This is a genomic window from Rhizobium sp. BG4, from assembly GCF_016864575.1.
Classification (GTDB): Bacteria; Pseudomonadota; Alphaproteobacteria; order Rhizobiales; family Rhizobiaceae; genus Rhizobium.
In genome coordinates, this window is record NZ_CP044125.1 from 3260390 (window position 1) to 3286979 (window position 26590).

Genomic DNA, 26590 nt, shown 5'->3' on the forward strand with positions numbered 1-26590 from the left:
GATCCCGGCGGGCTCACGACCGAATTGCGGCGTGCCGCGGTATTTGTTGCGGCTTATTTGCGGCAAAGGCCCGAAACGTGGAAGTTTCTGATTTTAAGGGGTAAATCCGGATGTCTTCAGAAATCGATTCAAGTTCTTCGCAAAGTGATTCAGCGCATCGCTGCAAAGGCGATTCCGGCACGGCTTTCAGGTGCGGCAATTGATCAATAAGAATCATCGGCGCCATCGCGCCTTTGCCCTTGAAATGCCTGTCTACATTGGACATAGACCTTAGCGCAGAATTCCGGTCCCGGCTTTCTGCCCCTTTCAACCGTATAGGACCGATATCATGGCCTTCCTTGCCGATGCTCTTTCCCGTGTGAAGCCTTCAGCCACCATCGCCGTCGCTCAGAAAGCGCGCGAGCTGAAAGCCAAAGGACGCGACGTGATCGGCCTCGGCGCTGGCGAACCGGATTTCGATACGCCTGACAATATCAAGGAAGCGGCGATCGACGCGATCCGCCGCGGCGAGACGAAGTACACGCCGATCTCCGGTATCCCGGAACTGCGCAAGGCGATTGCCGCGAAGTTCAAGCGCGAGAACAATCTCGACTATACGTGGGAGCAGACGATCGTCGGCACCGGCGGCAAGCACATCCTCTTCAACGCCTTCATGGCGACGCTGAACGCCGGCGACGAAGTCGTCATCCCGACGCCTTACTGGGTTTCCTACCCGGAGATCGTTGCGCTCTGCGGCGGCACGCCCGTTTTCGTCGCGACGACCCAGGAGAACAACTTCAAGCTCCAGGCCGCCGACCTCGAGAAGGCGATCACGCCGAAAACCAAGTGGTTCATGTTCAACTCGCCGTCCAACCCGTCGGGCGCTGCCTATACGCATGACGAGCTGAAGGCGCTGACCGACGTTCTCGTCAAGCATCCGCATGTCTGGGTTCTGACCGACGACATGTACGAGCACCTGACCTACGGCGACTTCAAGTTCGCGACGCCTGTCGAAGTCGAGCCGTCGCTCTACGACCGCACGCTGACGATGAACGGCGTCTCCAAGGCCTATGCCATGACCGGCTGGCGCATCGGCTATGCAGCCGGCCCGCTGCAGCTGATCAAGGCGATGGACATGATCCAGGGCCAGCAGACCTCGGGCACGACCTCGATCGCCCAGTGGGCCGCCGTCGAAGCACTGAACGGCCCGCAGGACTTCATCCCGGCCAACAAGAAGATCTTCGAAGGACGCCGCGATCTGGTCGTCTCCATGCTCAACCAGGCCAAGGGCATTTCCTGCCCGGTTCCGGAAGGCGCTTTCTACGTCTATCCGTCCTGCAAGGGGCTGATCGGCAAGACCGCACCGTCCGGCAAGGTCATCGAAACCGACGAAGACTTCGTCACGGAACTGCTGGAAAGCGAAGGCGTTGCCGTCGTCCACGGCTCGGCCTTCGGCCTCGGCCCGAACTTCCGCATTTCCTATGCAACCTCGGAAGACCTGCTGGAAGAAGCTTGCCGCCGCATCCAGCGCTTCTGCGGCGCTTGTAAGTAAGCGATAGTTTTACAATTGGATGATCGAAGCCCGCTGGAGACGGCGGGCTTTTTGTTTGGCGATTTGACGATGTGGCTACATGTGGCTACATTGGCCCCATGAAAACCGTATCGATCAGAGATGCCAAGAACCGGCTGACAGAACTTGCTCGCGAAGTGGAGGAGGGCGAGACGATCGTTGTGACCCGCAATGGACGGCCGGTTTTCGATCTGGTGCCGCACAAGCCGCGTGGCGGTTTGGATCTCGCGGCGGGGCAGGCCTATTTGAAGTCGAAGGGCATTACCAATCCCGTGCCCTTTATCGCCGATGATTTCGACGACCCGTTGCCTGAAGATTTTCTCATTCGGCCTTTGCCCTAAATATGAGGCTGCTGCTCGACACCCATATGATCTTGGCGATCCTTCGGGGCGATGTCGGTCAGCGCTTTCCCGATGTCCGGGAGCTGCTGTCTGATCAGGAAACGGTGGGCTTTGTCAGCATTGCCAGCCTATGGGAAATTGCCATCAAGACGCGATTGGGAAAGCTTGATCCGGGCATGCCTCTCGGCGAGATAGCGCGTTCGCTCGATGAGATAGGGCTTTCGCTGCTTGGGATCGAGATCAGCCACGTGATTACCGCAGCCGAACCCGAGCCGAGTACCCGCGATCCTTTCGACCGACTTCTACTTTCTCAATGTCAGATCGAAAACTTGAAGCTGCTGACAGTGGATCGCGCATTGGCGGTTCATCCGCACGCTTTCAAATTCTGAGTCCGCTTCTAAAGCCCCAGCGCTGACAGCATCAGGAATGTTGCGAACAAAATGAAATGGGTCATCCCCTCGATGGCGTTGGTTTCGCCGTCGTTGAGGTTGATGGCGGCGGCGATGAGGGTGATGGCGACCATCACTGTCTGGACCGGGGTCATGGCCATGACAAAGGGCTGGCCGGTGTAGAGGGCGATGGCCTCCATGACCGGTACCGTCAGGATCACCGTCGACAGCGAGGCGCCCATGGCGATGTTGACCGTTGCCTGCATGCGGTTCTTCAGAGCGGCGCGGAGCGCCGTCAGGATTTCGGGGGCGGCGGAGATTGCGGCTACGACGATGGCGGTCAGCGCGATCGGGGCGCCGGTGTCGCGCAGGCCTTCGGTCATGAAGACCGACATGAATTCGGCGAGCGCGCCGATGATGACGACGCCGATCAGGATGGTGATGATCGAGGCCGATGCCGGTTCGTCGGCGTGGTGCTCGTCCGGCGTGTTGCTTTTCCGCTCGGCGCGCGGATAGCTGTAGCTGAAGAAATAGCTGTGCTGGCCGACCTGCATGCGCAGGAAGAGGCCATAAAGCGCGATCATGGCGATGATCGTGAAGCCGGAATAATAGTGCCATTTGTCGTCGGGCACGAATTCCGGAACGATCATCGAAATGCCGATCGCCGTCAGGATCATCACGCCGTAGGTCTTGCCCGAATTGTCGTTATAGGGCTGCTCGCCGTGCTTGAGGCCGCCGAGCAGGGCGGCAAGGCCAAGGATGCCGTTGATATCCAGCATCAGCGCCGAATAGATCGTGTCGCGCACCAGCGTCGGCGAGCTTTCGCCTGACATCATTATGGCGAGGATGATGACCTCGACGAGGACGGCAGACAGCGTCAGGATCATCGTGCCATAGGGATCGCCGACCTTGACGGCGAGGATCTCGGCATGGTGGGCAACGCGGATTGAGGCGAGTACGATTGTTCCGACCAGGGCTGCGGCGGCGATCAGCGCCACGCCGCGGCCCATCTCCAGGATGCTGTGCTCGAGCCCGTAGGCGACGGCGGCGACAATCACCGCAACGACTAGGAATTTCTCGTCTCTCAGTCGTGCGGCGAGGGTCACGCTAGGCTCCGGAATTGATTCATCAGAACAATCTAAGCCGATGATATCGCTAATCAAGCCGGGGCCATTACACGCCAAATTTGCGCTATGTCCGATTTAATGGAATACTGCCCAAATCGGTCAGCCGGACAGACATCGCGGCGTGCCTCGTATCTTGTTTCATCGCCCGCGATCCGCCGGATTGATCTCCGGAAGCTTTTCGCCGCGTCCAAGAAAACAAAGAGGAGAGGTGCATGGTCAAGGTGGTTTATGAGGTTGTGCCGCATGACGGAGGCTGGGCGTACCGCCTGGGCAATGTCTATTCCGAGGCCTTCCCGTCACATGCCGAAGCGCTGGAAGCTGCGCGCATCGTTGCTGCCGAGCAGCAGGTCGGCGGCGATTCCGCCGAGATCAGCTGGCAGGACGATAAGGGCAAGTGGCACGAGGAATATGCCGAAGGCGGCGATCGTCCGGAGACCGAGGTGGTCGACGGCCTGTTCAGGAAAAGCCCTGGAGCCGAGGCATCGCCCGGCGCCTGACTTCGCTCCGATCCAATATCTGACCGCGCGTCACCGGGCGCGCGTGATGGAACAGCTGTCCAGATAAAGCTTCAAACCCTCGACCAGGGCATCAAAGGCCACGCGGCAGCGCGGCGACGTCTTCAGATTTTCATGCATGGCCACCCACGTGCCGATATGCATGTCCATGACGCCGGGAAGAACACGCCTGAGGTTCGGATCGGCATCCCCAAGACCCGTCTGACACATGCCGATGCCGGCGCCCGCGCGGATGGCGGCGAGCTGCGCGAGATAGCTGTCGGTGCGCAGCGAGAAGGCGATGCCTTCGGCCACCGGGAAGCGTTTCACCATCGCGCGCACATAGGCGGTCTGCCGGTCGAAGCCGATCAGGCGATGCGTCTTGATATCTTCCAGCGTCTGCGGCGTGCCGTGCTTTTCCAGATAGGCGTGATGGGCGTAGCAGCCGATCGGGATGTCGCCGATCCGCCTGACGACGAGCGCGTCCTGCTGCGGCTCCATCATCCGTACGGCGATATCGGCCTCGCGATTGAGCAGGTCCTCGACGGTATCGGAGGCCGAGAGCTCGATCTCGAGCGCGGGGTGGTGGTCCTGAAGGGCGGCGAGGATCGGCGGCAGGACCTCGACGGCGATCACTTCGCTGGCGCTGATCCTCACCGTTCCGTCGATCCGGTCGCGATGGCCGGAGGCGGCGCGCAAGAGGGCCGAGGAGCTTGCGGCCATGGTCTGCGCGAAGGGCGCGAGCAATTGTGCGGCATCCGTCGGCAGCAGGCCGCTTTGCGAGCGGGTAAAGAGCTCGGCGCCGACGGCCTGTTCAAGAGCGTCGATATGGCGGCCGATGGTCGGCTGGGTCAGGCGAGTTCACGGGCGGCAGCCGAAAGCGAGCCGTGTGCCAGCACGGTCAGAAAGGTGCGGTAGAGATCCCAGCTCGGTTCTTCGCTCATTGATTTATGTATAGATGATGCACGTATTTCGTCAATTTCGTTTATCGCGCGAGGGGCGCATGATCGCGTCATCATCAAGGAGATTGAGATGACAGAGGATCGGAAGACAGCTCTCGTTCTTGGCGCCACGGGCGGTATCGGCGGCGCCGTCGCCCGCAAGCTGATGCAGCGCGGATGGCAGGTGCGGGCGCTGAACCGCAATGCGAAGGCTGCATCGCAGCGCATGCCCGAAGTCGAATGGGTGCAGGGCGATGCGATGGATGCCAGCGATGTCCGCGCGGCCGCGGAGGGTACGGTGCTGATCGTCCATGCGGTAAACCCGCCGGGTTATCGCGACTGGGAAAAGCTGGTGCTGCCGATGCTCGACAATACGATTGCGGCGGCGCGCGCAGCCGGGGCACGGATCGTGCTGCCGGGGACGGTCTATAATTTCGGGCCGGATGCCTTTCCTGTCCTGCGGGAAGACAGTTCGCAAAACCCGGTGACGAGGAAGGGAGCGATCCGCGTGGAGATGGAGAAGCGGCTGAAGCGGGCGGCGGAGCAGGGGACCGGTGTGATCATCGTCCGCGCCGGCGATTTCTTCGGCCCGGGCACGACCGGCAACAGCTGGTTTTCACAGATCGTCACGCCGGGCAAGCCGGTCCGGACGCTGAAGAACCCTGCACGCGATGGCATTGGTCATCAGTGGGCCTATCTGCCCGATGTGGCGGAGACGATGGTGGCGCTTGTCGAGCGCGCCACTAGCCTGCCCGATTTCGCCGTCTATCACATGGATGGCTTCTGGGATCGCGACGGCCGGCAGATGGTCGAGGCCATCAGACGTGTCTCCGGCGGGCGACCGAAGATAGCAGCCTTTCCCTGGTGGATCGTGCCGCTGGCGGCGCCCTTCATCACCGTCATGCGGGAGGTCAAGGAGATGCGCTATCTCTGGAGAGAGCCGCTGCGCATGTCCAATGCCAAGCTGGTCGCAGAGCTCGGCCGCGAGCCGCAGACGCCGATCGATGAAGCGGTGCGCGCGTCGCTTGTGGCGCTCGGCTGCCTGCCGAAGACCGCCGGGCTGCTTGCCAATCGCGAGGCGATCGTGGGCTAGCCGAGTTCGCCAAGCGCGATGCGGGCGACCGCCAGCTGGAGATCGGCGCTCTCCGTCGAGCCGTCGCCCATAAACCAGGCGGCCGACAGGCCGGAATAGGCGACGATCCATTGCAGCAGACGCCGAGGCTCAAGGCCGGTTTCCGCCGAGACGATCGGCAACTGGCGCTGCAGGCGGCCGGGAGCGGTGATGATATCGAGGTCCTCGTTGGCAAAGGTGTTGGCGAAATCGAAGCCGCGCTCGCCATAGAGCCCCTTGGTATCGATCGCCAGCCAGCCGTCCTCGCCGAAATCGAGGATATTGCTGTGATGGATATCGCCGTGGAGGACGGCCGCAGCCTGCGGCTCGGCCAGCAATGTCCGGGCAATGCGGTCGCAATCGGCAAGCGTGCCGCCATGGGCCGCTGCCGCGGGCGCCAGTTCGCGGAACCATCGTTCGAGCGGGATGAGCGCAGGCAGCGGCTTTTGACGCGGGTCGTGGAGAGCGTTGACGGTACGGCAGATGATCCGCGTCGCCGCGTCGTCCTGCCCCTCATGGGCCATGCTGAGCAGCGACTGCGGACTGAGCGAACGTTCCATCAGAACGGCGTGGCTGTCGTGGGCATAGACGCGCGCAGCACCTTTGCCATCCCACCAGTCCAGCACCGCGCCACCGGCCCGCTCGGCTTCGTCCTCCGACATCTTCAGCATGGCCGGCTTGCCGCGCCAGAGGACGGGCAGAAGCTTGCTGCTATGGGTGACGATTGGGCGGCCGTCGGGCGTGAGGGACCAGCGGGAGAGGTAGGGTTCGAACATGGGGTGGAAGGTAGGGGGCAGGAGGGTCGGTTTGAAGGGGCAGCCCTAAGGGCACAGGAATGAGCGAGGCCGGGGTAGGTGCCTGCTGCCGGCTGCCCCAAAAAGAAATCCCGCCTCTTGGGCGGGATTTCTCAGTTTCCACTCGGTCCTTACGCGACCTTGTCGATCAGCGGGTAGTCCGTGTAGCCCTTGGCGCCGCCGCCGTAGAAGGTGGCCTGGTCGCCGGCGTTGAGGGGCAGGTTCTTCTGCAGGCGCTCGACGAGATCCGGGTTGGCGATGAAGGGCTTGCCGAAGGCGACGAGGTCGGCGCGGCCGGTTTCGGCGGCGGCGATCGCCATGTCGCGGTCGTAGCCGTTGTTGACCATCCAGCTTGCCTTGCCGCCGGCCTTTTCATAAGCGGCGCGCAGCGCTGCATAGTCGAAGGAGGGTTGGTGCCGCCCTTGTAGTCGCGTTCGCCGCCGGTCTGGCCTTCGACGATATGGATATAGGCGAGATTGTATTTCGCCAGTCCCTCGACCACGTGGGTGAAGACGGCCTGCGGGTTCGAATCGTAGCTGTCGTTCGATGGCGTGACCGGCGACAGGCGGATGGCGGTGCGACCGGCGCCGATTTCCCTGGTGACGGCATCGACGACTTCGAAGGTCAGGCGGGTGCGGTTTTCGATCGAGCCGCCATACTGGTCGGTGCGGTCGTTGATGCCGTCGCGCATGAACTGGTCGAGAAGATAACCATTGGCGCCGTGGATCTCCACGCCGTCGAAGCCGGCGTCGATGGCAGCGCGGGCAGCCTTGCGATAGTCCTCGATGATGCCGGGGATTTCGGAGGTTTCCAGAGCGCGGGGCTCGGAAGTCTCGGCGAAGGTGCCGGTGCCGTCAGGATTGACGAGGTAGGTCTTGCCCTTGGCGGCGCGGTTGGTCGAGGAGACCGGCTTGCCGCCGTTTGGCTGCAGCGTGGTGTGCGAGATACGGCCGACATGCCACATCTGGACGACGATCTTGCCGCCGCCGGCATGGACGGCGTCGGTGACGCGCTTCCAGCCATCGAGCGCTTCCTTCGTGTAGAGGCCAGGTACGTCGGCATAACCCTGGCCCTGATGGGTGATCGGGGTTGCCTCGGTGATGATCAGGCCGGCGCTGGCGCGCTGGCGGTAATATTCGACGTTCAGGTCGTTCGGCACGGCGCCCGGCGAGCGGTTGCGGGTGAGCGGGGCCATGACGATGCGGTTCTTGACGGCGATGTCGCCAACCTGTGTCGGTTCAAAAAGCTTGGTCATAAGTCTTTCCTTTTCTGGCGGGGATCACGCGGCCGGGGCGGGGGCTGTCTTGCCCCGGGCCGAAAGATAGGTGAGGGCGGTCGCGCCAAGGCCGATCATGGCCATGAGGGCGGCTGCCAGGGGTACGCGGGTGAGCTCGAAGCCACTCTCGATCACCATGCCTCCGGCCCAGGCGCCGAGCGCGTTGCCGGTGTTGAAGGCGCCGATATTGATCGTCGAGACCAGGTTCGGTGCATCCTTGCCGAAGCTGACGACGCCGACCTGCAGGGCGGGAACGGCGGCAAAGGTGGCGATCGCCCAGACGAGCAGGGTGATTTCGGCCGGGATGAAGAAGCGGCTGGTGAAGCTGAAGACCACCGAGGTGACGGCGATCGCGGCAAAGACACCGGCCAGCGTGACGCCAAGCTTCCAGTCCGCGAGCTTGCCGCCGATCAGGTTGCCGACGGTGAGGCCGATGCCGATCAGGAACAGCGTCCAGGTGACGCCTTCGGACGACAGGCCGGTGACATCGCGCAGCAGCGGGGCGATATAGGTGAAGAGCGCAAACATCGAGGCCGAGAAGAACACCGTGGTCGACAGCGCCAGCCACAGGCGGCCGTTGCGCAGCGCCGAGATTTCGGCAAGCAGGCTGCCCTGCTTCTCCTGCTTGTCCTTCGGCAGGATGGCGATCAGGCCGATGATGGTGATGACGCCGATGACGGTGACGACACCGAAGGTGGAGCGCCAGCCATAGGCCTGGCCGATTGCAGTGCCGAGCGGGACGCCGAGAACATTTGCCAGCGTCAGGCCGGTGAACATCAGGGCAACGGCGCGGGCCTTGCGGTCCTCACTGACGAGACCGGCCGCAACCACCGAGCCGATGCCGAAGAAGGCGCCATGGCAAAGGGCGGTGACGACGCGGGCAAACATCAGCACCCAATAGTTTGGCGCGATGGCGCAGAGCAGATTGCCGGCGATGAAGAAGGCCATCAGCGCGATCAGCGCTGTGCGCCGCTTCAGCTTGGCGGTGGAGACCGCCATGAGCGGCGCGCCGATCGCCACTGCCAGCGCGTAACCCGTGACGAGCCAGCCGGCCTGCGGAATGGTGACGGAGAGGTCAGCGGCCACTTCCGGCAGCAGACCCATGATGACGAATTCCGTGGTGCCTATCGCAAAGGAGCTCAAGGCGAGAACGAGGAGGGCGAGGGGCATGTCAAAGATCCTGGGAGAGCTGCTTCAGGAAGTCAGCGATGGTTTCTTCGTTTCGCTTGTAGAAGATCCACTGGCCGACACGGCGCGTGGTGACGAGACCGGCACGATGCAGCGTGCCGAGATGCGAGGAGACCGTCGACTGCGAGAGGCCGCAGCGCTCGAACTGGCTGGCGCAGACGCCCATATCCAGCGGATGCTCCTGAGAGGCGAAATGCGCCTCCGGATTTTTCAGCCAGTTGAGGATTTCCATCCGGGTAGGATGTGAAAGTGCCTTGAGGATTTCGTCCTTGTCCATCGTCCGCTCTCGATCCTTAAATCGAACTTTCTCGATATATGGATCGCTGCGTGTCGATATGCAAGAGGCGACGGTGTGAGCCGTTGCACGATATTTCTCTGATTAAATTTTAAGCAAAAAAAGAGGGCCACCGGAAAGCCGGGGCCCTTTAAAGGTGTGAAGGTCAATAAACCTCCAGAGGGGAACAGCTAACGCGGTGGCACTGGGAGAGAACCACGAAATGCATCAGCTATGTGCGATATGGTGGTTTATTGGGCAGGTTGCAATGCATTTTTGTGCATGCCTGCTATGCACTGCACAAATTATGCTGCGCCGCAGCGAATTTGGGCAAAAAAAGAGGGCCGCCGAAAGCTCGGGGCCCTTTTAAGGTGTGAAGGTCAAAAACCTCCAGAGGGGAACAGCTAATGCGGTGGAACTGGGAGGAAAAGCCACCATGTGCATCAGCTAAGTGCGATATGGTGTTTTAATGTGCAAACGGCAACCCCTCTTTTGTGCATGTCAGTCATGCAGTGGTTGCATAGTCTGCAATTCATTCCACAATTCGCGTCTGTCGAGCCCGCTCAGAAGTTCCAGTTTCTGGCCTTGGTGACGATGAAATCGCGGAAAGCCTTCAGCTTCGCGGCATTCTTGATCTCGTCCGGGTAGCAGAAATAAGTATCGAAAGAGGGGACATCGGCATTGATCGCCAGCTGGATCAGACCCGGGTCGCGGCCGACGATATAGTCCGGCATGCAGGCGACGCCCATGCCGAGCAGGCAGGCGCGCTTGATCGAGGTCTGGCTGTTGATCTGCAGATGCGGAATGCGCTTGTTATCCGACGAGCGGCCGGCAATCTCCAGCCAGTTGACGTCGAGCAGGTAGTTCGGTGCCGGCTCGCCGAAGGTGATGATCCGGTGATTGTCGAGATCCTCCACCGTCTGCGGCTCGCCGTAGCGGTTGATATAGGAGGGCGCGGCATAGACGTGCATATGCACGGTGAAGAGCTTGCGCTGGATGAGATCGGACTGCTGCGGCTGGCGCAGGCGGATGGCGCAATCGGCGTGACGCATGTTCACGTCGACCTCCTCGTTGTCGAGGATCAGCTGGATCTGCACATCCGGGTAGAGCTGCATGAACTCCTGGATCTTGTCCGTCAGCCAGCCCTGGCCGAGGCCGACCGTGGTCGTGACGCGCAGCTTGCCGGACGGCGTTTCCGTCGTCTCCGTCAGCTGCATCTTCACGGTTTCGAGCTTCAGCAGCACGTCATGCGCGGTGCGGTAGAGCAGTTCGCCCTGTTCCGTCAGGATCAGGCCGCGCGCATGGCGGTGAAACAGCTTGGTGCCGACATCCTGCTCCAGCGCGCTGACCTGGCGGCTGATGGCGGATTGAGACAGATGCAACTTGTCGGCCGCATGCGTGAACGAACCCGCTTCGGCAGCTGCGTGAAAGATACGCAGCTTGTCCCAATCCAATGGCATTCCCCCACCCCTCATAGCCATGCTTACTCCGCGGCCACGGCGACGGGCATGTGGCCCGTCAGATAACGCTCGGCTTCGAGAGCGGCCATGCATCCCATGCCGGCGGCGGTGATCGCCTGGCGGAAGGTATCGTCCGTCACGTCACCGGCAGCATAGACGCCCTCTACGCTTGTGGCGGTGGAGTCGGGAGCGGTCCAGAGATAGCCGTTGTCCTTGAGCTTCAGCTTGCCCTTGAAGAGTTCGGTGGCCGGCGCATGGCCGATGGCCACGAAGACGCCGTCGATGGTGTTTTCGGAGATAGCGCCGGTGCGGGTGTCGCGCAGACGCACGCCCGAGACGGACGGCGGCATCGGCGGCTTTGCCGGCGTGCCGGTGATTTCGGCAATCTCGGTGTTCCAGAGGATCTTGACGTTTTCCTTGGCGAACAGGCGTTCCTGCAGGATCTTTTCCGAACGGAAGCTGTCGCGGCGGTGCACGACCGTGACCGACTTGGCGATATTCGAGAGATAGAGCGCTTCCTCGACGGCGCTGTTGCCGCCGCCGACGACGATGACGTCCTTGTTGCGATAGAAGAAGCCATCGCAGGTGGCGCAGGCCGAAACGCCGAAGCCCTGGAAATGCTGCTCGCTCTCGATGCCCAGCCACTTCGCCTTGGCGCCGGTGGCGATGATCAGCGTATCGGCAGTCCAGACCTGGCCGCTATCGGTGCGCGCCACGAAGGGGCGCTGGTTCATCTCGACTTCGGTGACGAGGTCGTTGACGATTTCGGCGCCGACATGCTTTGCCTGCTGCAGCATCTGGTCCATCAGCCACGGGCCCTGGATCGGATCGGCAAAGCCCGGATAATTCTCGACATCGGTCGTGATCATCAGCTGGCCGCCTTGCTCCATGCCTGCGATCAGCACCGGCTTCAGCATCGCGCGCGCCGCATAGACGGCAGCCGTATAGCCGGCAGGGCCGGAGCCGATGATGAGCACCTTCGTGTGGCGGGCGGACATGTCTTTAATTTCCTTTCGACTGGCGGGACGCGGCGGCTAAAGAGCGAATGAGGCCGTTTGGCGTTCCCCGCACATTTATGAACGTCCAGTGCTTTTATTCAAGGGCAGCCTTGCATTACCAACAAGGCATTGCGCTTGGCTGTGCAAGAATCCACCGCAGGGGCGAAACATTCTTGCCTATTGCCGCACTTTATATAGAAGCTGGCGCGACGGAATTAAAGAAAGGCCGAAGGCTTTGGTGCGCGCCGAACTCGATGTCATCGACATAAAGATCCTGAGGGAACTGCAGGCGGACGGCCGCATGACCAATGTCGAGCTCGCCGACCGCGTCGGCATCTCGGCGCCGCCCTGCCTGCGCCGCGTGCGCAAGCTCGAGGAAGCCGGTATCATCGAGGGCTACCACGCGATGCTGAACAGCCCGAAGCTCGGCTTCGACCTCGTGGCCTTCTGCATGGTCGGTCTCAAGCACCAGTCCGAAGCCAACCTGAAGGCCTTCGCCGCCGCCACCTCCAACTGGCCGCTGGTGCGCCAGGCCTGGATGGTCTCCGGCGACAGCGACTTCCTGCTGCATTGCGTGGCGGAGAACCTGACGCGCTTTCAGGATTTCGTGATCGAGGTGCTGACGGCGAACGAGCATGTCGATACGGTAAGGACGATGCTGACGATCCGCCAGGTGAAGCGGCTGGGGCTGGTTGAGGTTTGAGGCGTGGGGCAAGCCGGCGAAGAGACGCATATGCCTGAGGCAGTCTATCCAGCACCGGGTATGAAGGGTCCTCTGTGGCGCCGCTCGCTTTTTCGCAAGGGCCTGACCTGGTACCGGACCAGCCGCTCGCGCAAGCGTTTGCGCGGTATCGAGCAGGATCAGTCGCTCAGCCTGGTCTCGCCGCAGCAGTTCAGGCAGTTGACCGACAGCGATCTGCCGCTGGTTTTCCTCTGCCGCAACGACAGGCGGCTGCTTCCCTCGTTTTTGAAGCATTATCGCTCGCTCGGCGTTACTCGGTTCATCTGCGTCGATGATCGCTCCACCGATGGCTCGGCGGAATTTCTGCAATCTCAGCCTGATCTTGACCTCTGGACATCGAGCCAGCGCTACAAGGACGCGCGTCGCGGAAAGGCCTGGCGGGAAGGTCTTTTCAGGACGTATGGGATCAACCGCTGGTATCTGAATATCGATTCCGACGAGTTCCTGATTTACGAGCGGTGCTTTGAGAATCCGCTGCCCGTCCTGATCCGGCGCCTCGAAGCCCAGTCGATCAACCGGTTGGCAGCGCCGATGCTCGATATGTATCCGCTGAATGACATCGCTGCCGCCGAATTTACCGGCGAAGACGAGCGGATGCCGTGGCAGATCGCTGACTGCTATGATCAGGATGGATACGAGGTCGTCAAGAACGACCGCTTCGTGCGGATACGCGGTGGGGTGCGGAAGCGCGTATTCGGCGCCGATGTCGACCTGATGAAATATCCGCTGCTCTTCTGGGACAAGGATTGCTCACTCGGCGAGAACATCCACCAACCCTTGCCCTACGATCGCAATTTCTCGCCGATCTTCGGTGTCCTCCTGCACTTCAAGTTCTTCTCCGACTATCAGGAGCGCGTTCAGCAGGCGATCGACGGCGGCCAGCATTTCGGTGGCGCGCGCGAATACGTCAACATGATGGAAAAGATCTCCGCAAATCCCGACATGGCGTTTGGCTATTCGGGGAGTGCGCATTTCAGCGGCCCGGATCAGCTGGTGGAGCAGGGCTTTGTTGCGCAGGCCTTTGAGCGGCGGTAGGGCCGCCGCGTGGAAAATGTACGTGTCGCTTTGTGTGAACTCGACTTCTATGATTGTGATGGGTTTTCCGCAGCCGCAACTCAACTTCGTCCCGTAAGATAGTCATGACCAAACTCCCCATCTCCGCCTTCATCATCTGCCTCAACGAGGAGGCCTATCTCGGGAATTGCATCGAGAGTCTCGCGGATTTCGCTGAGATCGTGATTGTCGATTCCGGGTCGACGGATGGGACGATTGGGCTTGTGCAGGCCTATATCGACAAGGGCTGGCCGGTTCGGCTGTTTCATGAGAAATGGCGGGGTTATGCCGGGCAGAAGCAGTTTGCGCTGGAGCAGTGCGCGCAGCCCTGGTGTTTCAATATCGATTCCGATGAGCGCCTTGATGCGCCGCTCCGGAAGCTTTTGCCGGAGCTTGTTGCGGCGCCGGCGGAGGTGGTCGGCTGGCGGGTTGCGCGGCGGCCTTATCTGATCGGGTTCGGCTATACGCCGGAGCATGTGCGCGAGCGTAAGAACCTGCGGCTGATCCGTCGAGGGCATGGAGCCTATGATCTGACCCAGGCGGTGCATGAGGGGATCGTGGCGACAGGCCGGGTCGAGAAGGCGAAGACCGGGAGCCTCCTGCATTACCGTCCCCTGATCATCGACGAGCAGATCCTCAAGGAAAACAGATATTCGACGCTGAAGGCCGACCAGCATTTTGCGGCGGGCAAGACGCCGAAAGCGGCCAAGCTGTTCTTCTCGCCGCCGATCTATTTCTTGCGTCTCTATTTCAAGAATGGTCTATGGCGTTGCGGCGTTCCGGGCTTCATCGAGGCGATGACCGGCGCCGTCTACGCATTTCTGACGCAGGCCAAGCTTTATCAGCGCAATGCCCTGAAGCGGCGTCCCAATGCGGATGATGCCGGGGATCGCTAAGAGGAATTTCGTGTGAAGGTTTTTCATTATCACTTCGGCAAGGATGGCGGCGCGGAGAAGTTTTTCGTGCATCTGGCCAGGGGCCTCGGGCGCCGGGGCGTCGAGCAGACGTCGGTGATACGGCCGGATCGTCTTTGGCGGAAGGATATCGAACCTTATTCCAAGGTCATCGAGAGCAACTTTCGCAATCTTTCACCGGACCGGCTGCTGCTGCCGCTGAAGGTGCGCTATCTGGCCGAGCGCGAGAAGCCCGACGCCCTGTTTTCCTGGGCGACGCGCGCCAGCCGGCTGATGCCGAACTACAAGGGCTGCATCAAGATTTCGCGTCTTGGCGATTACCCGACCAATCTCAGCTATTTCAAAAATACCGACGTATTGGTGTGCAATACGCCCGGGATCGGCGAACATGTGCGCAATATCGGCTGGACGCGCGGTGTCGAGGTCATCTCCAATTTCACGACGACGGACCGGGTTGCTCCCGTCGATCGCGCTTCGCTCGATACGCCTGAAGGCGTTCCCGTCGTCATGTCGATGGGGCGCTTCGTTCCGCGCAAGCAGTTCGCCTTGCTGACGGCCGCTGTCGCCAAGCTGCCGGGCGTCTATCTCTGGCTTGCCGGGGACGGCGAGGAGATGGAGAATGTTCGCAAGGTTGCCGCCGATCTCGGCGTGACCGATCGCGTCCGTTTTCTCGGCTGGCAGAAGGATACGAGGCCCTTCGTCGCGGCTTCCGATATTTTCGTCATGCCCTCCAGCCATGAGCCGCTCGGCAATGTCATCCTCGAGGCATGGGCGCAGCACAAGCCGGTGGTTTCCAGCCGTTCGGAAGGGCCGCTCTGGTTCATGCGCGACGGTGAGAACGGCTTGCTGGTCGATATCGGCGATACGGACGGATTTTCGCGCGCCATCGAGCGGTTGATCAACGATAGCGTTCTGAGGGAGAAGGTGGCGGTCGGCGGTAATCAGACGCTGATGCAGCAATTCTCCGAAGAAGCCGTCTGCAACGCCTATATCGAGCTCTTCAAGCGCAAGCCGTAAAATCAGTAGCGGGTCGAGCGGTAAACCGCGGCGATCCGCTTTGCTTCCATGTCGATCTGGAAGTCTTCCAGGATATGTGCCAGTCCGGCGTCGGCGAGCGTGTCGCGGCCGGGCGTGTCGTCCATGTAGCGGGCGGCCATTTCTGCCATCGCATCCAGACTGTCGCGGGCGATCATGCCCTGCGGGCCATTGCCGTCATCCACCAGCAATTCCGGAAACGCCCCGACATCCGTCGCGATGACGGGTACGCCCGTTGACATCGCTTCCAGCGGCGTCAGGCCGAAGCCTTCCCAGCGCTGGGGGGCGATGAAGAGGTCGAGGGCGCGGTACCAGTCGTTGATGTTGGTGTGCTCGCCGACGAAGAGGATGCGGTCTGCCAGGCCGGCGGCGGTGACGCGGGCTTTCAGGCCGTTTTCGAAATCGATGTGCTTGGCGGTGGCGCGGCCGGCGATGATGGCGATCCAGTCCGGACGGTCCGGGAGGAGGCGGATCATCGTGTCGACGAAGAGATCGGTACCCTTCTGATGGCGGACGCGGCCGAAGCAGCCCGCGATGTTCTTCGTGGGATCGAGACCGACCGCCGCCTTTGCTGCCGCCTTATCTGCAGGCGGCGAGAAGCGGACGGTGTCGATGCCGTGCAGGATGACGGTGCTCGGTACATCCAGATAGGCGGCTGTCTTGCTGCTGGTGGCGATGACGGCGTCCATCTTCGAGATCAGCCACTTGGTCCAGCCGGTATGCTTGCGCTGCGAGGCCGAGGTGAAGACGATTTTCAGCTTCATGCGCAGGATGTCGCGCATGAGGATCGCCGGCAGCATCTCGACATTGCGCCGCGCATGCCAGACGCGGTGCTTCTTGCCCACCGGCGGCGTCCAGAGATGGATGAGATCGCGGAAGCGGATATGCGGAAGAGTTGCCGGCAGGCCGGGGCCGAGCGCTGCGATCTTCTGACCGAGCGCCCGCTGAACCGGAATCAGCTGGATGATCGTCGACGTCACGCCGGAGAGGCGCCGCTTGAAATTCGGCGCGATGATCTCGACGTCACGGATATCGATGCGGGCGGGGCGGCTGTCTGGCGCCACGGATGATCAGCCCCAGGAAATCTGGAGGATTTCGTAGGCCTTGGAACCACCGGGCGCGTTGACTTCGATGGATTCGCCGACTTCCTTGCCGATCAGCGCGCGGGCGATCGGGGAAGAGATGGAGATGCGGCCGGCCTTCACGTCGGCTTCCTGGTCGCCAACGATCTGATAGGTCTTTTCTTCCTCGGTGTCCTCGTCGACGAGCTTCACCTTGGCGCCGAACTTGATCTTGTCGCCGGACATCTTCGAGAGGTCGATGACTTCAGCGCGCGCCGTCAGGTCTTCGAGCTCGGCAATGCGGCCTTCGTTGAGGCTCTGGGCTTCCTTGGCAGCATGGTATTCTGCATTTTCCGACAGGTCGCCATGGGCGCGCGCTTCGGCGATCGCCTCGATGATGCGGGGACGCTCTTCCTGCTGGCGCCAGCGCAGTTCTTCCTGCAGCTTGACGAAACCACCCTGCGTCATCGGAACCTTATCTACCATTTTCCCGTCCTTTATTCTTCGTGTCGCTACAGGTAGGCAGTGACACAAAAGAAAACAGGTCCCGAAGAGAACTTCGGAACCGTGCCAACAATCCTAGTTGCTTCGCTTATAGCAGATCGCTACCGGCGATTTCCATAAAATTCGTATCAGCGCTCCTGACCCGGCTCATGGTTGCGATATCTAGCGCAGAAATCCGCTGGCTTTCATTGACTTTTAGCAAAAGAACATATAGTGAACAAACCTATGAAGAAGTCGCTGAATGAACGATTGGCCATCCTTTCGGATGCCGCGAAATACGATGCTTCCTGCGCTTCCAGCGGTACGACGAAGCGCGATTCGGGCGCCAGCGGCGGGTTGGGCTCGACCGAGGGATCCGGCATCTGCCATGCCTATGCGCCGGATGGACGATGCATCTCTCTGCTGAAGATCCTGCTCACCAATTTCTGCATCTATGATTGTGCTTTCTGCATCAACCGCTCGTCGAGCAATGTCGAGCGCGCCCGCTTCACGCCAGAGGAGGTGGTCTGGCTGACGCTGGAATTCTACCGGCGCAATTACATCGAGGGGCTGTTTTTATCCTCCGGCATCATCCGCTCTTCCGACCATACGATGGAGGAGATGGTGCGGGTGGTGCGCGAGCTGCGCGTCACCCATAATTTCCGCGGCTACATCCATCTGAAATCGATCCCGGAGGCGTCTGCGCATCTGATCGAGGAGGCGGGGCTTTATGCCGACCGGTTGTCGCTGAACATCGAGCTGCCGACCGACAGCGGCATTACCCAGCTGGCGCCGGAGAAGAAGCCGTCGAGCATTCGCCGCTCGATGGGCGATCTCCGGCTGAAGATCGAGGAGGCCGGCGAGCCGACGCTGCAGACCAAGCGGCGCAAGCGCTTCGTGCCGGCGGGGCAGAGCACGCAGATGATCGTCGGGGCCGATGGCGCCAATGATGCGACGATCCTCGGTACCAGCGCGCGGCTCTACGGCAGCTACGGGCTGCGGCGTGTCTATTATTCCGCCTTCAGCCCGATCCCGGATTCGTCGAAGAACCTGCCGCTGATCAAACCGCCGCTGATGCGCGAGCACCGGCTTTATCAGGCAGACTGGCTCTATCGTTTCTATGGCTTCGGTATCGACGAGATCACCGCGACGCAGGAGGGCGGCATGCTGGATCTCGATCTCGATCCGAAGCTTGCCTGGGCACTCGGCCATCGCGACCAGTTTCCCGTCGATATCAACAATGCTGCCAAGGAGCTGCTGCTGCGCGTGCCCGGCCTCGGAACCAAGGCGGTGAAGGGCATCCTGTCCGGTCGCCGGTTCCGCAAGCTGCGCATCGAGGACCTGTCGCGGCTCGGCGTGTCGATCAAGAAGGTGCAGGCCTTCGTCACGGCTGAGGGCTGGACGCCGAAGCGGCTGATCGACCGGCCGGATCTGCGCGCCATGTTCGAGCCGAAACCCGAACAGCTGCAGTTGCTCTGATGCTGAAGGTGGCGCTGCAGGGCAGGGGCGATTTTACCGAGTGGCGCGATGCCGCCCGCTCGCTCGCCGCCGCCGGCATTGCACCCGAGGATATCGAATGGCGGGAGAAGGGCGGCGACAAGCAGCTGTTCTGGGAAGAGGATGTTCTGCCGCCGCAGCCATCGGGCAAATCACAGTTGACCGTGCCGCAGGCGTTCATCGATCTTGCCTCTGCCGTCATCTGCCACACCGATCCCGTTCGTTTCACGCTGCTCTATACGCTCTTGTGGCGGCTGCAATCGGACAGGAAGCTGCTCGATATCGTCTCGGACGAGGATGTTTCGCGGGCGCGGCTGATGGAAAAAAGCGTGCGCCGCGACGCACACAAAATGACCGCCTTCGTGCGCTTCAAGGAGGTCGGCAGCGGCATCTCGATGAACGGGCGGCGCAAGTTCCTCGCCTGGTTCGAGCCGGATCACCATATCGTCGTGCGCAAGGCGCCGTTCTTCCAGCGGCGGTTCAACGACATGGACTGGATCATCCTGACGCCGAAGGGATCTGCCGGCTGGGACGGGGTGAAGCTGACGACCAGCCATGAGCCCTGCGAAAAGCCGGATCTGACCGATGATGCCGATATGCTCTGGCGGACCTATTACGCCAATATCTTCAACCCGGCGCGGCTGAAGGTGAAGGCGATGCAGGCCGAGATGCCGAAGAAATACTGGAAGAACCTGCCGGAAGCCGAGCTCATTCCGGGGCTGGTCGCCAATGCCGAAAGCCGGGTGATCGAGATGGCGAAGCGCCAGGCGACGACGCCGCAGCCTTTCCACGACCGGTTGCAGCAGGCGGCGAGAAGCCAGCCTCTACCCGAGCCCGCACCTGCCGGCACGCTGGAGGCGTTGCGGGAGCAGGCGGCCGTCTGCACCCGCTGTCCGCTGCATGAGAAGGCGACGCAGACGGTTTTCGGCGAGGGGCCGGAGAATGCGGATATCGTCTTCGTCGGCGAGCAGCCGGGCGATCAGGAGGATCTGGCAGGACGCCCGTTTGTCGGCCCGGCGGGAAAGGTTTTCGATCAGGCGATCGAAGCCGCGGGGATCGACCGTTCGAGCCTCTATGTCACCAATGCCGTCAAGCATTTCAAATACGAGCCGCGCGGCAAGCGGCGCATCCATCAGCGCCCGAATATGGGCGAGGTCCAGCATTGCCGCTGGTGGCTGAAGCTGGAGCTCGATCTCATAAAGCCGAAGATCATGGTGGCGATGGGGGCGACGGCGCTGGCGGCGCTGACCGAGACGAAACACCGGCTGACCGACATCAGGGGGCAGGCGATGCGGATGCCCAATGGACGGCTGCTCTTCGTCACCGTGCATCCGTCCTATCTGCTGCGGCTTCCGGACGAGCGGGATAGGGCTGAGCAGCTGGCGCTTTTCCAGCAGGATATGGTGGAGATTCAGTCGCTTATGCGCCGGATTTCGCAAAGTGATTCTGCTGCTTGAATTTCTGATTCAATGGTAGCCCCGATCGATGGGTGGCGAAAAAGTTGCTGCCGCTGTCGGCTAAGGGGCATCTGAAACGTCCTTTGGCCGGTGAGGGATATCCTCTCGATGAACCATATCAGGAGACGGGAAGCATGGTGCTCAAGCGGATGGACAATATCGGGATCGTCGTCGAGGACCTCGATGTGGCGATCGATTTCTTTCGCGAACTCGGGCTCGATCTCGAAGGGCGCGCGACGATCGAAGGCGAATGGGCGGGGCGCGTCACCGGGCTCGGCGATCAGCATGTCGAGATTGCCATGATGCGCACGCCTGACGGCCATAGCCGGCTCGAGCTTTCCCGCTTCATCCGGCCCGCGGTGATCGCCGATCACCGGAATGCGCCCGTCAATGCGCTCGGCTATCTGCGCGCCATGTTCACCGTCGATGATATCGATGACACGCTTACGCGGTTGCACAGGTGCGGCGTCGAGCTGGTGGGCGCGGTGGTTCGCTATCAGGACGTCTACAAGCTCTGCTATATCAGAGGACCGGAAGGCCTGCTGATCGGGCTCGCCGAAGAGCTTGGCTGAGCTGAAGCGCGCTTAGTTGCTGCCCGGTGCCTGTAGCGAGGAGACGAAGGCGGCAATCAGGCTGGCGGTCTTTTCCGGTGCCTCGATCTGCGGGATGTGATTGACGCCGTCGAGGACGGAGAGTTGCGCATTGGGGAGCAGGCGGGCGATCTCTTCGCCCTGCGCCAGCGGGGTGACGCTGTCTTCCTTGCCCCAGACGAGCAAGGCCGGTTTCTGGAAGCTTCGATAGCTTTCCGGCTTGAAGGCGCGGGAGGCTTCCTCGTTGCCGAAGAGGCCGGTGACGAACCAGTCGGCAATGGCGTGGCTCGTGCCTTTGACGACGAGCGGGCGGCGGTAGACCTCGATGCGCTCCGGCGTCGCGACAGCATCGTCATCGGCCACGAAATCGCGCAGCCCTTTGCCGATCATCAGCGGATTGGTGAAGGTCGCGGCCATGATCGCTTCCGGCAGTCCGGGGGCGGCAAAGAGCGGTGCCAGCGGCGGCTTGGAGGGCGGGCGGCCAAGGCCGAGGGCAACATCCAGGAGAACGAGACCGGCGATGCGATCCGGCGCGATCAGCGCGGTCTCCATCGTCGCGCCACCGCCGAAGGAATGGCCGAGCAGCACGAATTGCTGGAGGCCTGCAGCATCGGCGAAAGCGAGGATACGGCGTGCCTGCGCCTGCCGGGAATAGTCGCCGGAAGCGGGGCGCTCGGAATAGCCGAAAGGCGGCAGGTCGGGGGCGATGACGCGAAAACCATTCGCGCCCAGTCGCTCGGCGATCGGCGCCCAGGTTTCGGACCATGCCATGGCGCCGGGGATCAGCAGGATCGCTTGACCGCTCTGTGGTCCCCATTGCTTGTAGTGGAGGTCGAGGCCATCGGCCTGAAGATATTGCCCGGGCTCGCCATTGCGGCCCGGCGGCAGGCTCTCGCGCCAGATCGATGCGGCGTAGAAACCGGCAAACACGAGAAGTGCGACGCCGATCAGCGCACCGGCGATGCCGGCGAGGATTTTGACGATCCGGATGGCTATGCTTCTCATGCGCGCTCCCCCGCCGCAATGTTTCATGCGGCGAGGAATAGCAGACAGCCCGTTAAGAATTTCGGGCCGTGATGCTTATGCGAAATAGCTCTGCAGCGGGCGGACTTCGAGGTTGCCGGCGCGGAGCGCCTTGATGGCGAGGGCGGCGGCTTCGGCGCCGGCCATCGTCGTGTAGTAGGGCACCTTCTGCATCAGCGTGGCGCGGCGGAGCGACTTCGAGTCCGAGATCGCCTTGTTGCCGTCGGTGGTGTTGATGACGAGCTGGACCTGGCGGTTGCGGATGGCGTCCTCGATATGCGGACGGCCCTCAAGAACCTTGTTGATCTTCGTCGCCTCGATGCCGTTTTCGCCGAGGAAGCGGGCGGTGCCGCCGGTTGCCAGAACCTTGAAGCCTTCACCGACCAGAATGCGGATCGCCGGCAGGACGCGCTGCTTGTCGGCATCGCGCACCGAGACGAAGACCGTGCCGTCACGCGGCAGTTCGACACTGGCGCCGAGCTGCGACTTGGCGAAGGCCAGCGCGAAATCAGTGTCGAGGCCGATGACTTCGCCGGTCGAGCGCATTTCCGGGCCGAGAAGCGTATCGACGCCCGGGAAGCGGGCGAAGGGGAAGACGGCTTCCTTGACGGCGATGTGCTTCAGGTTGCGCGGATCCGGCTTCTCGCCATAGGCGGCGAAGGTCGCATCCAGCTTTTCGCCGGCCATGGCGCGAGCCGCGATCTTGGCGATCGGCGCGCCGATGGTCTTGGCGACGAAGGGCACCGTGCGCGAGGCGCGCGGGTTGACTTCGAGCACGTAGACGGTGCCGTCCTTGATGGCGAACTGTACGTTCATCAGGCCGACGACGTTGAGCGCCTTGGCCATCGCCTTTGCCTGACGCTCGAGCTCGTCGAGCATTTCCGTCGACAGCGTGCGCGGCGGCAGCGAGCAGGCCGAGTCGCCGGAGTGGATGCCGGCTTCCTCGATATGCTCCATGATGCCTGCGACATAGGCGTCGGTGCCGTCGGAGAGGCAATCGACGTCGACTTCGATGGCGTTCGACAGGTAGCTGTCGAAGAGCAGCGGGTTCTTGCCGAGCAGGGTGTTGATCTGGCCGGTCTTGTCGTTCGGATAGCGCTGCTTGATGTCTTCGGGCACCAGTTCCGGCACCGTATCGAGCAGGTAGGTCTGCAGCTGGCTTTCGGCGTGGATGATCTGCATCGCGCGGCCGCCGAGAACGTAGGACGGGCGCACGACCAGCGGGAAGCCGATTTCGGTGGCGACCAGGCGGGCCTGCTCGACGGAGTAAGCGATGCCGTTGTTCGGCTGGTTGAGGTCGAGCTTCATCAGCAGCTTCTGGAAGCGGTCGCGGTCTTCGGCGAGGTCGATCATATCGGGCGCGGTGCCGAGGATCGGAATGCCGTTTTTCTCAAGCGCTTCGGCGAGTTTCAGCGGGGTCTGGCCGCCGAACTGGACGATAACGCCGACGACTTCGCCCTTTTCCTGTTCTGCGCGCAGGATCTCGATCACGTCTTCGGCCGTCAGCGGCTCGAAGTAGAGGCGATCGGAGGTATCGTAGTCGGTCGACACGGTTTCCGGGTTGCAGTTGATCATGATCGCTTCATAGCCGGCGTCGCGCAGAGCAAAGGCGGCATGGCAGCAGCAGTAGTCGAACTCGATGCCCTGGCCGATACGGTTCGGACCGCCGCCGAGGATGACGACCTTCTTGCGGTCGGAGACTTCGGCTTCGGAGCGCGCGGCGCCGACGAAGGGCGTCTCGTAGCTCGAATACATGTAGGCGGTCGGTGAGGCGAACTCTGCGGCGCAGGTGTCGATGCGCTTGAAGACCGGGCGGACGTTCAGGCTGTTGCGCAGTTCGGCAACTTCCTTCGGGCGCTTGCCTGATAGCGTTGCGAGGCGGGCATCGGAGAAGCCCATGGCCTTCAGGCTGCGCAGGTTTGCGGCATCCTGCGGCAGGCCGTGCTCGCGGATGCGGGCTTCGGTGTCGACGATCGCCTTGAACTGGGCGATGAACCACGGGTCGATCTTGCAGCCTTCGTGGACGTCTTCGGGGCTCATGCCCTGGCGCAGCGCCTGGGCAACCATACGCAGGCGGTCCGGCGTCGGCGTGCCGATCGCGGCGCGCACGGCGTTCTGGCTGGATTCGCCTTCCTCGACGCCGGGGATCTCGATCTCGTCGAGGCCGGTCAGGCCGGTCTCGAGGCCACGCAGCGCCTTCTGCAGCGATTCCGCGAAGGTGCGGCCGATCGCCATGACTTCACCGACGGACTTCATCGCCGTCGTCAGGATCGGCGAGGCGCCCGGGAACTTCTCGAAGGCAAAGCGCGGGATCTTGGTGACGACGTAGTCGATCGACGGTTCGAACGAGGCCGGCGTCGCGCCGCCAGTGATGTCGTTGTCGAGTTCGTCAAGCGTGTAGCCGACGGCGAGCTTGGCGGCGACCTTGGCGATCGGGAAGCCGGTGGCCTTGGAAGCCAGCGCCGAGGAGCGCGAGACGCGCGGGTTCATTTCGATGACGACCAGGCGGCCGTCCTTCGGGTTGACGGCGAACTGAACGTTCGAGCCGCCGGTTTCGACGCCGATTTCGCGCAGGACGGCGATCGAGGCGTTGCGCATCATCTGGTATTCTTTGTCGGTCAGCGTCAGGGCCGGGGCGACGGTGATGGAATCGCCGGTGTGGACGCCCATCGGGTCGATGTTTTCGATCGAGCAGATGATGATGCAGTTGTCCGCCTTGTCGCGGACGACTTCCATTTCATATTCCTTCCAGCCGAGAACCGATTCCTCGATCAGCACTTCGGTGGTCGGCGAGGCATCGAGGCCGCCGCCGATGATTTCGAAGAATTCCGAGCGGTTGTAGGCAATGCCGCCGCCGGTGCCGCCCATGGTGAAGGACGGGCGGATGATGGCGGGCAGGCCGACGACGTCGATCGCCTGGGCGGCAATCGCCATGGCGTGGCTGATGTAGCGCTGCTTGCGGTCGGTCTCGCCGAGGTTCCAGTGGTTTTCCAGCTCGTCGAGCGCCTTGTCGAGATCGGGGCCGGAAAGGCTCTCGCGCAGCTTGGCGCGCTCGGCTTCATGCGTCTTGCGGTCGGCATCCTTGATGTCGGTGGCGTTTGCCAGCATCGAACGCGGGGTTTCGAGGCCGATCTTCTCCATGGCTTCGCGGAAGAGGGCGCGGTCTTCGGCCTTGTCGATGGCGGCCGGCTTGGCGCCGATCATCTCGACATTGTAGCGGTCAAGAACGCCCATGCGCTTCAGGGAAAGCGCGGTGTTGAGCGCCGTCTGGCCGCCCATGGTCGGCAGCAGGGCGTCGGGGCGTTCCTTGGCGATGATCTTGGCGACGACTTCGGGGTGATCGGCTCGACGTAGGTGGCGTCAGCGAGACCCGGGTCGGTCATGATTGTTGCCGGATTGGAGTTGACGAGGATGACGCGGTAGCCTTCCTCCTTCAACGCCTTGCAGGCCTGGGTACCGGAATAGTCGAATTCGCATGCCTGGCCGATGACGATCGGACCCGCGCCGATGATGAGGATCGATTTGATATCTTGGCGCTTCGGCATCGGCTTTTCCACTTTCTAGCTGCGCAAAAAACCGGCCAGGGTGGGAGATCACCGGGTCGGGTCGCGCATTGAGGGTCTTTTCAGGCTAGAAGCGGCTTATAGGCAAAGCGAAACCGAAACGGAACCCCATAATTCAAGGAATCGACAGGAATCCGCAGTCTCCCCGAAAAGCCTTCACAGGCCGGGTATGACGAGGGCTCGAATCTCGCCATTCGGGGCCGGGTTGATGATGGTCTCGCGGGCTTCCTCCAGGCCGATCTTGCGGGTGATCAGCGGCTCTACCTTGATGGCGCCGGTGGCGATCAGATCGGCGGCACGGGCATGGGTGAAGGGGTTGACGAAAGAGCTCAGCAGGCGGATTTCGCGAAACAGCAGGTCGAAGGGCTCGATCTCGACCTTGGTGCCCTGCGGCATGACGCCGAGAATGAGTGCCGTACCACCTTTTCGGGCGAGTCGCGGTGTCTGCTCGACCGTCTCGGCCACGCCGGCGCATTCGATTACCACGTCGGCTCCGCCAGGAAGAAGGCCCGAAGCGCCGGCGATCAGCTCGATGACATCGCCGGAGGAGGGATCGACGGTCGCGGTGGCGCCGAGTTCTTCGGCGATCCGGCGCTTGTCCGCATTGCGGGTGACGAGCACGACGCGCGTCGCACCTGCCAGCCGCGCCAGTTGCACGGCGAGCAGGCCGATGACGCCGCCGCCGAGGACCACGACGGAATAGCCGGTCTTGATCTCCGCCATGTCGATGCCGTGGATGCAGCAGGCGAGCGGTTCGCAGAAGGCGCCGTGGAGCGGATCGAGAGCGTCGGGCAGGGCGAAGGCCTGGGTCTGCGGGATGCAGACATAATCGGCAAAGCCGCCATCGCGATGAATGCCGATCGCTTCGAGATTGCGGCAGAGATTGACGCGGCCGCGCTGGCATTCCGGGCAGCGGCCGCAGGAAATGTTGGGATCGCCCGTGATGCGCATGCCCGGCCGGAAGCCAGTGACGCCGGCGCCGACGGCTTCGACGATGCCGGTGAACTCGTGACCGAGGATCACCGGTGGGCGCGCCGGAAACTCGCCGTGAAAGAGATGCCGGTCGGTGCCGCAGATGCCGCAGGCTTCGACCTTCACCAGGATATCGCCGGGGCCGGGAACCGGTTTTCCGGTCTCGCAGACCGCCAGCCGGCCGGTCGCTTCAAGACGCAGCGCTTTCATGATCTTCTCCTCGCTCCGCCCGGCATCAGGGACAAAAAGCACCGGGCC

The 26590-nt window shown here is 62.1% G+C and carries 23 protein-coding genes and 3 pseudogenes; 12 read left to right on the forward strand and 14 right to left on the reverse strand.

What is annotated here, in order from left to right; translation table 11 throughout:
• Positions 1-13: 13 nt before the first annotated feature.
• Positions 14-265 (reverse strand): hypothetical protein, encoded by a 252-nt coding sequence (locus F2982_RS16360; protein WP_203428461.1) that lies wholly within the window; start codon positions 263-265, stop codon positions 14-16.
• A gap of 63 nt (positions 266-328) precedes the next feature.
• Between F2982_RS16360 and F2982_RS16365 the strand changes: the two genes are divergently transcribed.
• From F2982_RS16365 to F2982_RS16375, 3 genes are all read left to right on the forward strand, one after another.
• Entirely contained in the window at positions 329-1531 is a 1203-nt protein-coding gene (locus F2982_RS16365; RefSeq protein ID WP_112719302.1) for a pyridoxal phosphate-dependent aminotransferase, read from the forward strand.
• 98 nt (positions 1532-1629) lie between these two features.
• Positions 1630-1890 (forward strand): type II toxin-antitoxin system prevent-host-death family antitoxin, encoded by a 261-nt coding sequence (locus tag F2982_RS16370; protein ID WP_130277858.1) that lies wholly within the window; start codon positions 1630-1632, stop codon positions 1888-1890.
• 2 nt (positions 1891-1892) lie between these two features.
• Positions 1893-2279: a type II toxin-antitoxin system VapC family toxin gene (locus tag F2982_RS16375; protein WP_203428462.1), complete on the forward strand. Its 387-nt coding sequence runs from the start codon at positions 1893-1895 to the stop codon at positions 2277-2279.
• 8 nt (positions 2280-2287) lie between these two features.
• Here the strand turns inward: F2982_RS16375 and F2982_RS16380 are convergent, their stop codons facing one another.
• Complete coding sequence (locus tag F2982_RS16380; protein ID WP_203428463.1) at positions 2288-3385, reverse strand: calcium:proton antiporter; 1098 nt, start codon at positions 3383-3385, stop codon at positions 2288-2290.
• 233 nt (positions 3386-3618) lie between these two features.
• Between F2982_RS16380 and F2982_RS16385 the strand changes: the two genes are divergently transcribed.
• On the forward strand, positions 3619-3903 hold the full coding sequence (locus F2982_RS16385; protein WP_112719298.1) for a DUF2188 domain-containing protein: 285 nt from the start codon (positions 3619-3621) through the stop codon (positions 3901-3903).
• A gap of 30 nt (positions 3904-3933) precedes the next feature.
• Here the strand turns inward: F2982_RS16385 and F2982_RS16390 are convergent.
• Positions 3934-4844: pseudogene (locus F2982_RS16390) on the reverse strand (LysR family transcriptional regulator).
• Positions 4845-4932: 88 nt separating this feature from the next.
• On the opposite strand from F2982_RS16390, the gene F2982_RS16395 reads away from it, so the two are divergent.
• The gene (locus F2982_RS16395; protein WP_203428464.1) at positions 4933-5934 is read left to right on the forward strand and encodes an SDR family NAD(P)-dependent oxidoreductase; all 1002 of its coding nucleotides are present in this window, start codon (positions 4933-4935) and stop codon (positions 5932-5934) included.
• Here F2982_RS16395 and F2982_RS16400 read toward each other — a convergent pair.
• From F2982_RS16400 to trxB, 6 genes and pseudogenes are all read right to left on the reverse strand, one after another.
• Positions 5931-6728, reverse strand: coding sequence for an aminoglycoside phosphotransferase family protein (locus F2982_RS16400; RefSeq protein WP_203428465.1), 798 nt, complete (start codon positions 6726-6728; stop codon positions 5931-5933). The two genes, F2982_RS16395 and F2982_RS16400, sit on opposite strands and share 4 nt — an antisense overlap.
• A gap of 149 nt (positions 6729-6877) precedes the next feature.
• Positions 6878-8001, reverse strand: a pseudogene (locus tag F2982_RS16405) (alkene reductase).
• 24 nt (positions 8002-8025) lie between these two features.
• Positions 8026-9192, reverse strand: coding sequence for an MFS transporter (locus F2982_RS16410; protein ID WP_203428466.1), 1167 nt, complete (start codon positions 9190-9192; stop codon positions 8026-8028).
• Between the two features lies 1 nt (position 9193).
• Positions 9194-9487 carry a metalloregulator ArsR/SmtB family transcription factor gene (locus F2982_RS16415; protein WP_203428467.1) on the reverse strand — a complete coding sequence of 98 codons (294 nt, stop codon included), beginning with the start codon at positions 9485-9487 and terminating at the stop codon, positions 9194-9196.
• 560 nt (positions 9488-10047) lie between these two features.
• Positions 10048-10944 (reverse strand): LysR family transcriptional regulator VtlR, encoded by an 897-nt coding sequence (locus F2982_RS16420; protein WP_112386304.1) that lies wholly within the window; start codon positions 10942-10944, stop codon positions 10048-10050.
• Positions 10945-10967: 23 nt separating this feature from the next.
• Positions 10968-11942 carry a thioredoxin-disulfide reductase gene (trxB, locus tag F2982_RS16425; RefSeq protein ID WP_112715711.1) on the reverse strand — a complete coding sequence of 325 codons (975 nt, stop codon included), beginning with the start codon at positions 11940-11942 and terminating at the stop codon, positions 10968-10970.
• Positions 11943-12177: 235 nt separating this feature from the next.
• Here trxB and F2982_RS16430 point away from each other — a divergent pair, with 235 nt between their 5' ends.
• The 4 genes from F2982_RS16430 (at position 12178) to F2982_RS16445 (ending at position 15668) form a co-directional block, all read left to right on the forward strand.
• Positions 12178-12645 (forward strand): Lrp/AsnC family transcriptional regulator, encoded by a 468-nt coding sequence (locus tag F2982_RS16430; RefSeq protein ID WP_112715709.1) that lies wholly within the window; start codon positions 12178-12180, stop codon positions 12643-12645.
• 30 nt (positions 12646-12675) lie between these two features.
• Positions 12676-13719 carry a glycosyltransferase family 2 protein gene (locus F2982_RS16435; protein WP_246777464.1) on the forward strand — a complete coding sequence of 348 codons (1044 nt, stop codon included), beginning with the start codon at positions 12676-12678 and terminating at the stop codon, positions 13717-13719.
• A 104-nt stretch (positions 13720-13823) separates the two neighbouring features.
• Positions 13824-14633 carry a glycosyltransferase family 2 protein gene (locus tag F2982_RS16440; protein WP_203428468.1) on the forward strand — a complete coding sequence of 270 codons (810 nt, stop codon included), beginning with the start codon at positions 13824-13826 and terminating at the stop codon, positions 14631-14633.
• Between the two features lie 12 nt (positions 14634-14645).
• The gene (locus tag F2982_RS16445) at positions 14646-15668 is read left to right on the forward strand and encodes a glycosyltransferase (RefSeq protein WP_203428469.1); all 1023 of its coding nucleotides are present in this window, start codon (positions 14646-14648) and stop codon (positions 15666-15668) included.
• Between the two features lie 2 nt (positions 15669-15670).
• Here F2982_RS16445 and F2982_RS16450 read toward each other — a convergent pair whose 3' ends face one another.
• Positions 15671-16750, reverse strand: coding sequence for a glycosyltransferase family 4 protein (locus F2982_RS16450; RefSeq protein ID WP_246777465.1), 1080 nt, complete (start codon positions 16748-16750; stop codon positions 15671-15673).
• Between the two features lie 6 nt (positions 16751-16756).
• A complete protein-coding gene (gene greA / locus F2982_RS16455; RefSeq protein ID WP_112715701.1) occupies positions 16757-17233 on the reverse strand; it encodes a transcription elongation factor GreA in 477 nt (158 codons plus the stop codon).
• 243 nt (positions 17234-17476) lie between these two features.
• Here greA and F2982_RS16460 point away from each other — a divergent pair, with 243 nt between their 5' ends.
• The 3 genes from F2982_RS16460 to F2982_RS16470 all read left to right on the forward strand — a co-directional run bounded on the left by F2982_RS16460 (position 17477) and on the right by F2982_RS16470 (position 20756).
• On the forward strand, positions 17477-18709 hold the full coding sequence (locus tag F2982_RS16460; RefSeq protein ID WP_203428470.1) for a putative DNA modification/repair radical SAM protein: 1233 nt from the start codon (positions 17477-17479) through the stop codon (positions 18707-18709).
• Positions 18709-20184 carry a UdgX family uracil-DNA binding protein gene (locus tag F2982_RS16465; RefSeq protein WP_203428471.1) on the forward strand — a complete coding sequence of 492 codons (1476 nt, stop codon included), beginning with the start codon at positions 18709-18711 and terminating at the stop codon, positions 20182-20184. Before F2982_RS16460 ends, F2982_RS16465 begins: the two co-directional genes overlap by 1 nt.
• Before the next feature lie 134 nt (positions 20185-20318).
• Positions 20319-20756 carry a VOC family protein gene (locus F2982_RS16470; RefSeq protein ID WP_203428472.1) on the forward strand — a complete coding sequence of 146 codons (438 nt, stop codon included), beginning with the start codon at positions 20319-20321 and terminating at the stop codon, positions 20754-20756.
• Positions 20757-20768: 12 nt separating this feature from the next.
• Here the strand turns inward: F2982_RS16470 and F2982_RS16475 are convergent, their stop codons facing one another.
• The 3 genes and pseudogenes from F2982_RS16475 to F2982_RS16485 all read right to left on the reverse strand — a co-directional run bounded on the left by F2982_RS16475 (position 20769) and on the right by F2982_RS16485 (position 26542).
• Complete coding sequence (locus F2982_RS16475) at positions 20769-21779, reverse strand: alpha/beta hydrolase (protein ID WP_203428473.1); 1011 nt, start codon at positions 21777-21779, stop codon at positions 20769-20771.
• 75 nt (positions 21780-21854) lie between these two features.
• Positions 21855-25342: pseudogene (gene carB / locus F2982_RS16480) on the reverse strand (carbamoyl-phosphate synthase large subunit).
• Between the two features lie 174 nt (positions 25343-25516).
• A complete protein-coding gene (locus tag F2982_RS16485; protein ID WP_203428474.1) occupies positions 25517-26542 on the reverse strand; it encodes a zinc-dependent alcohol dehydrogenase family protein in 1026 nt (341 codons plus the stop codon).
• Positions 26543-26590: the final 48 nt, after the last annotated feature.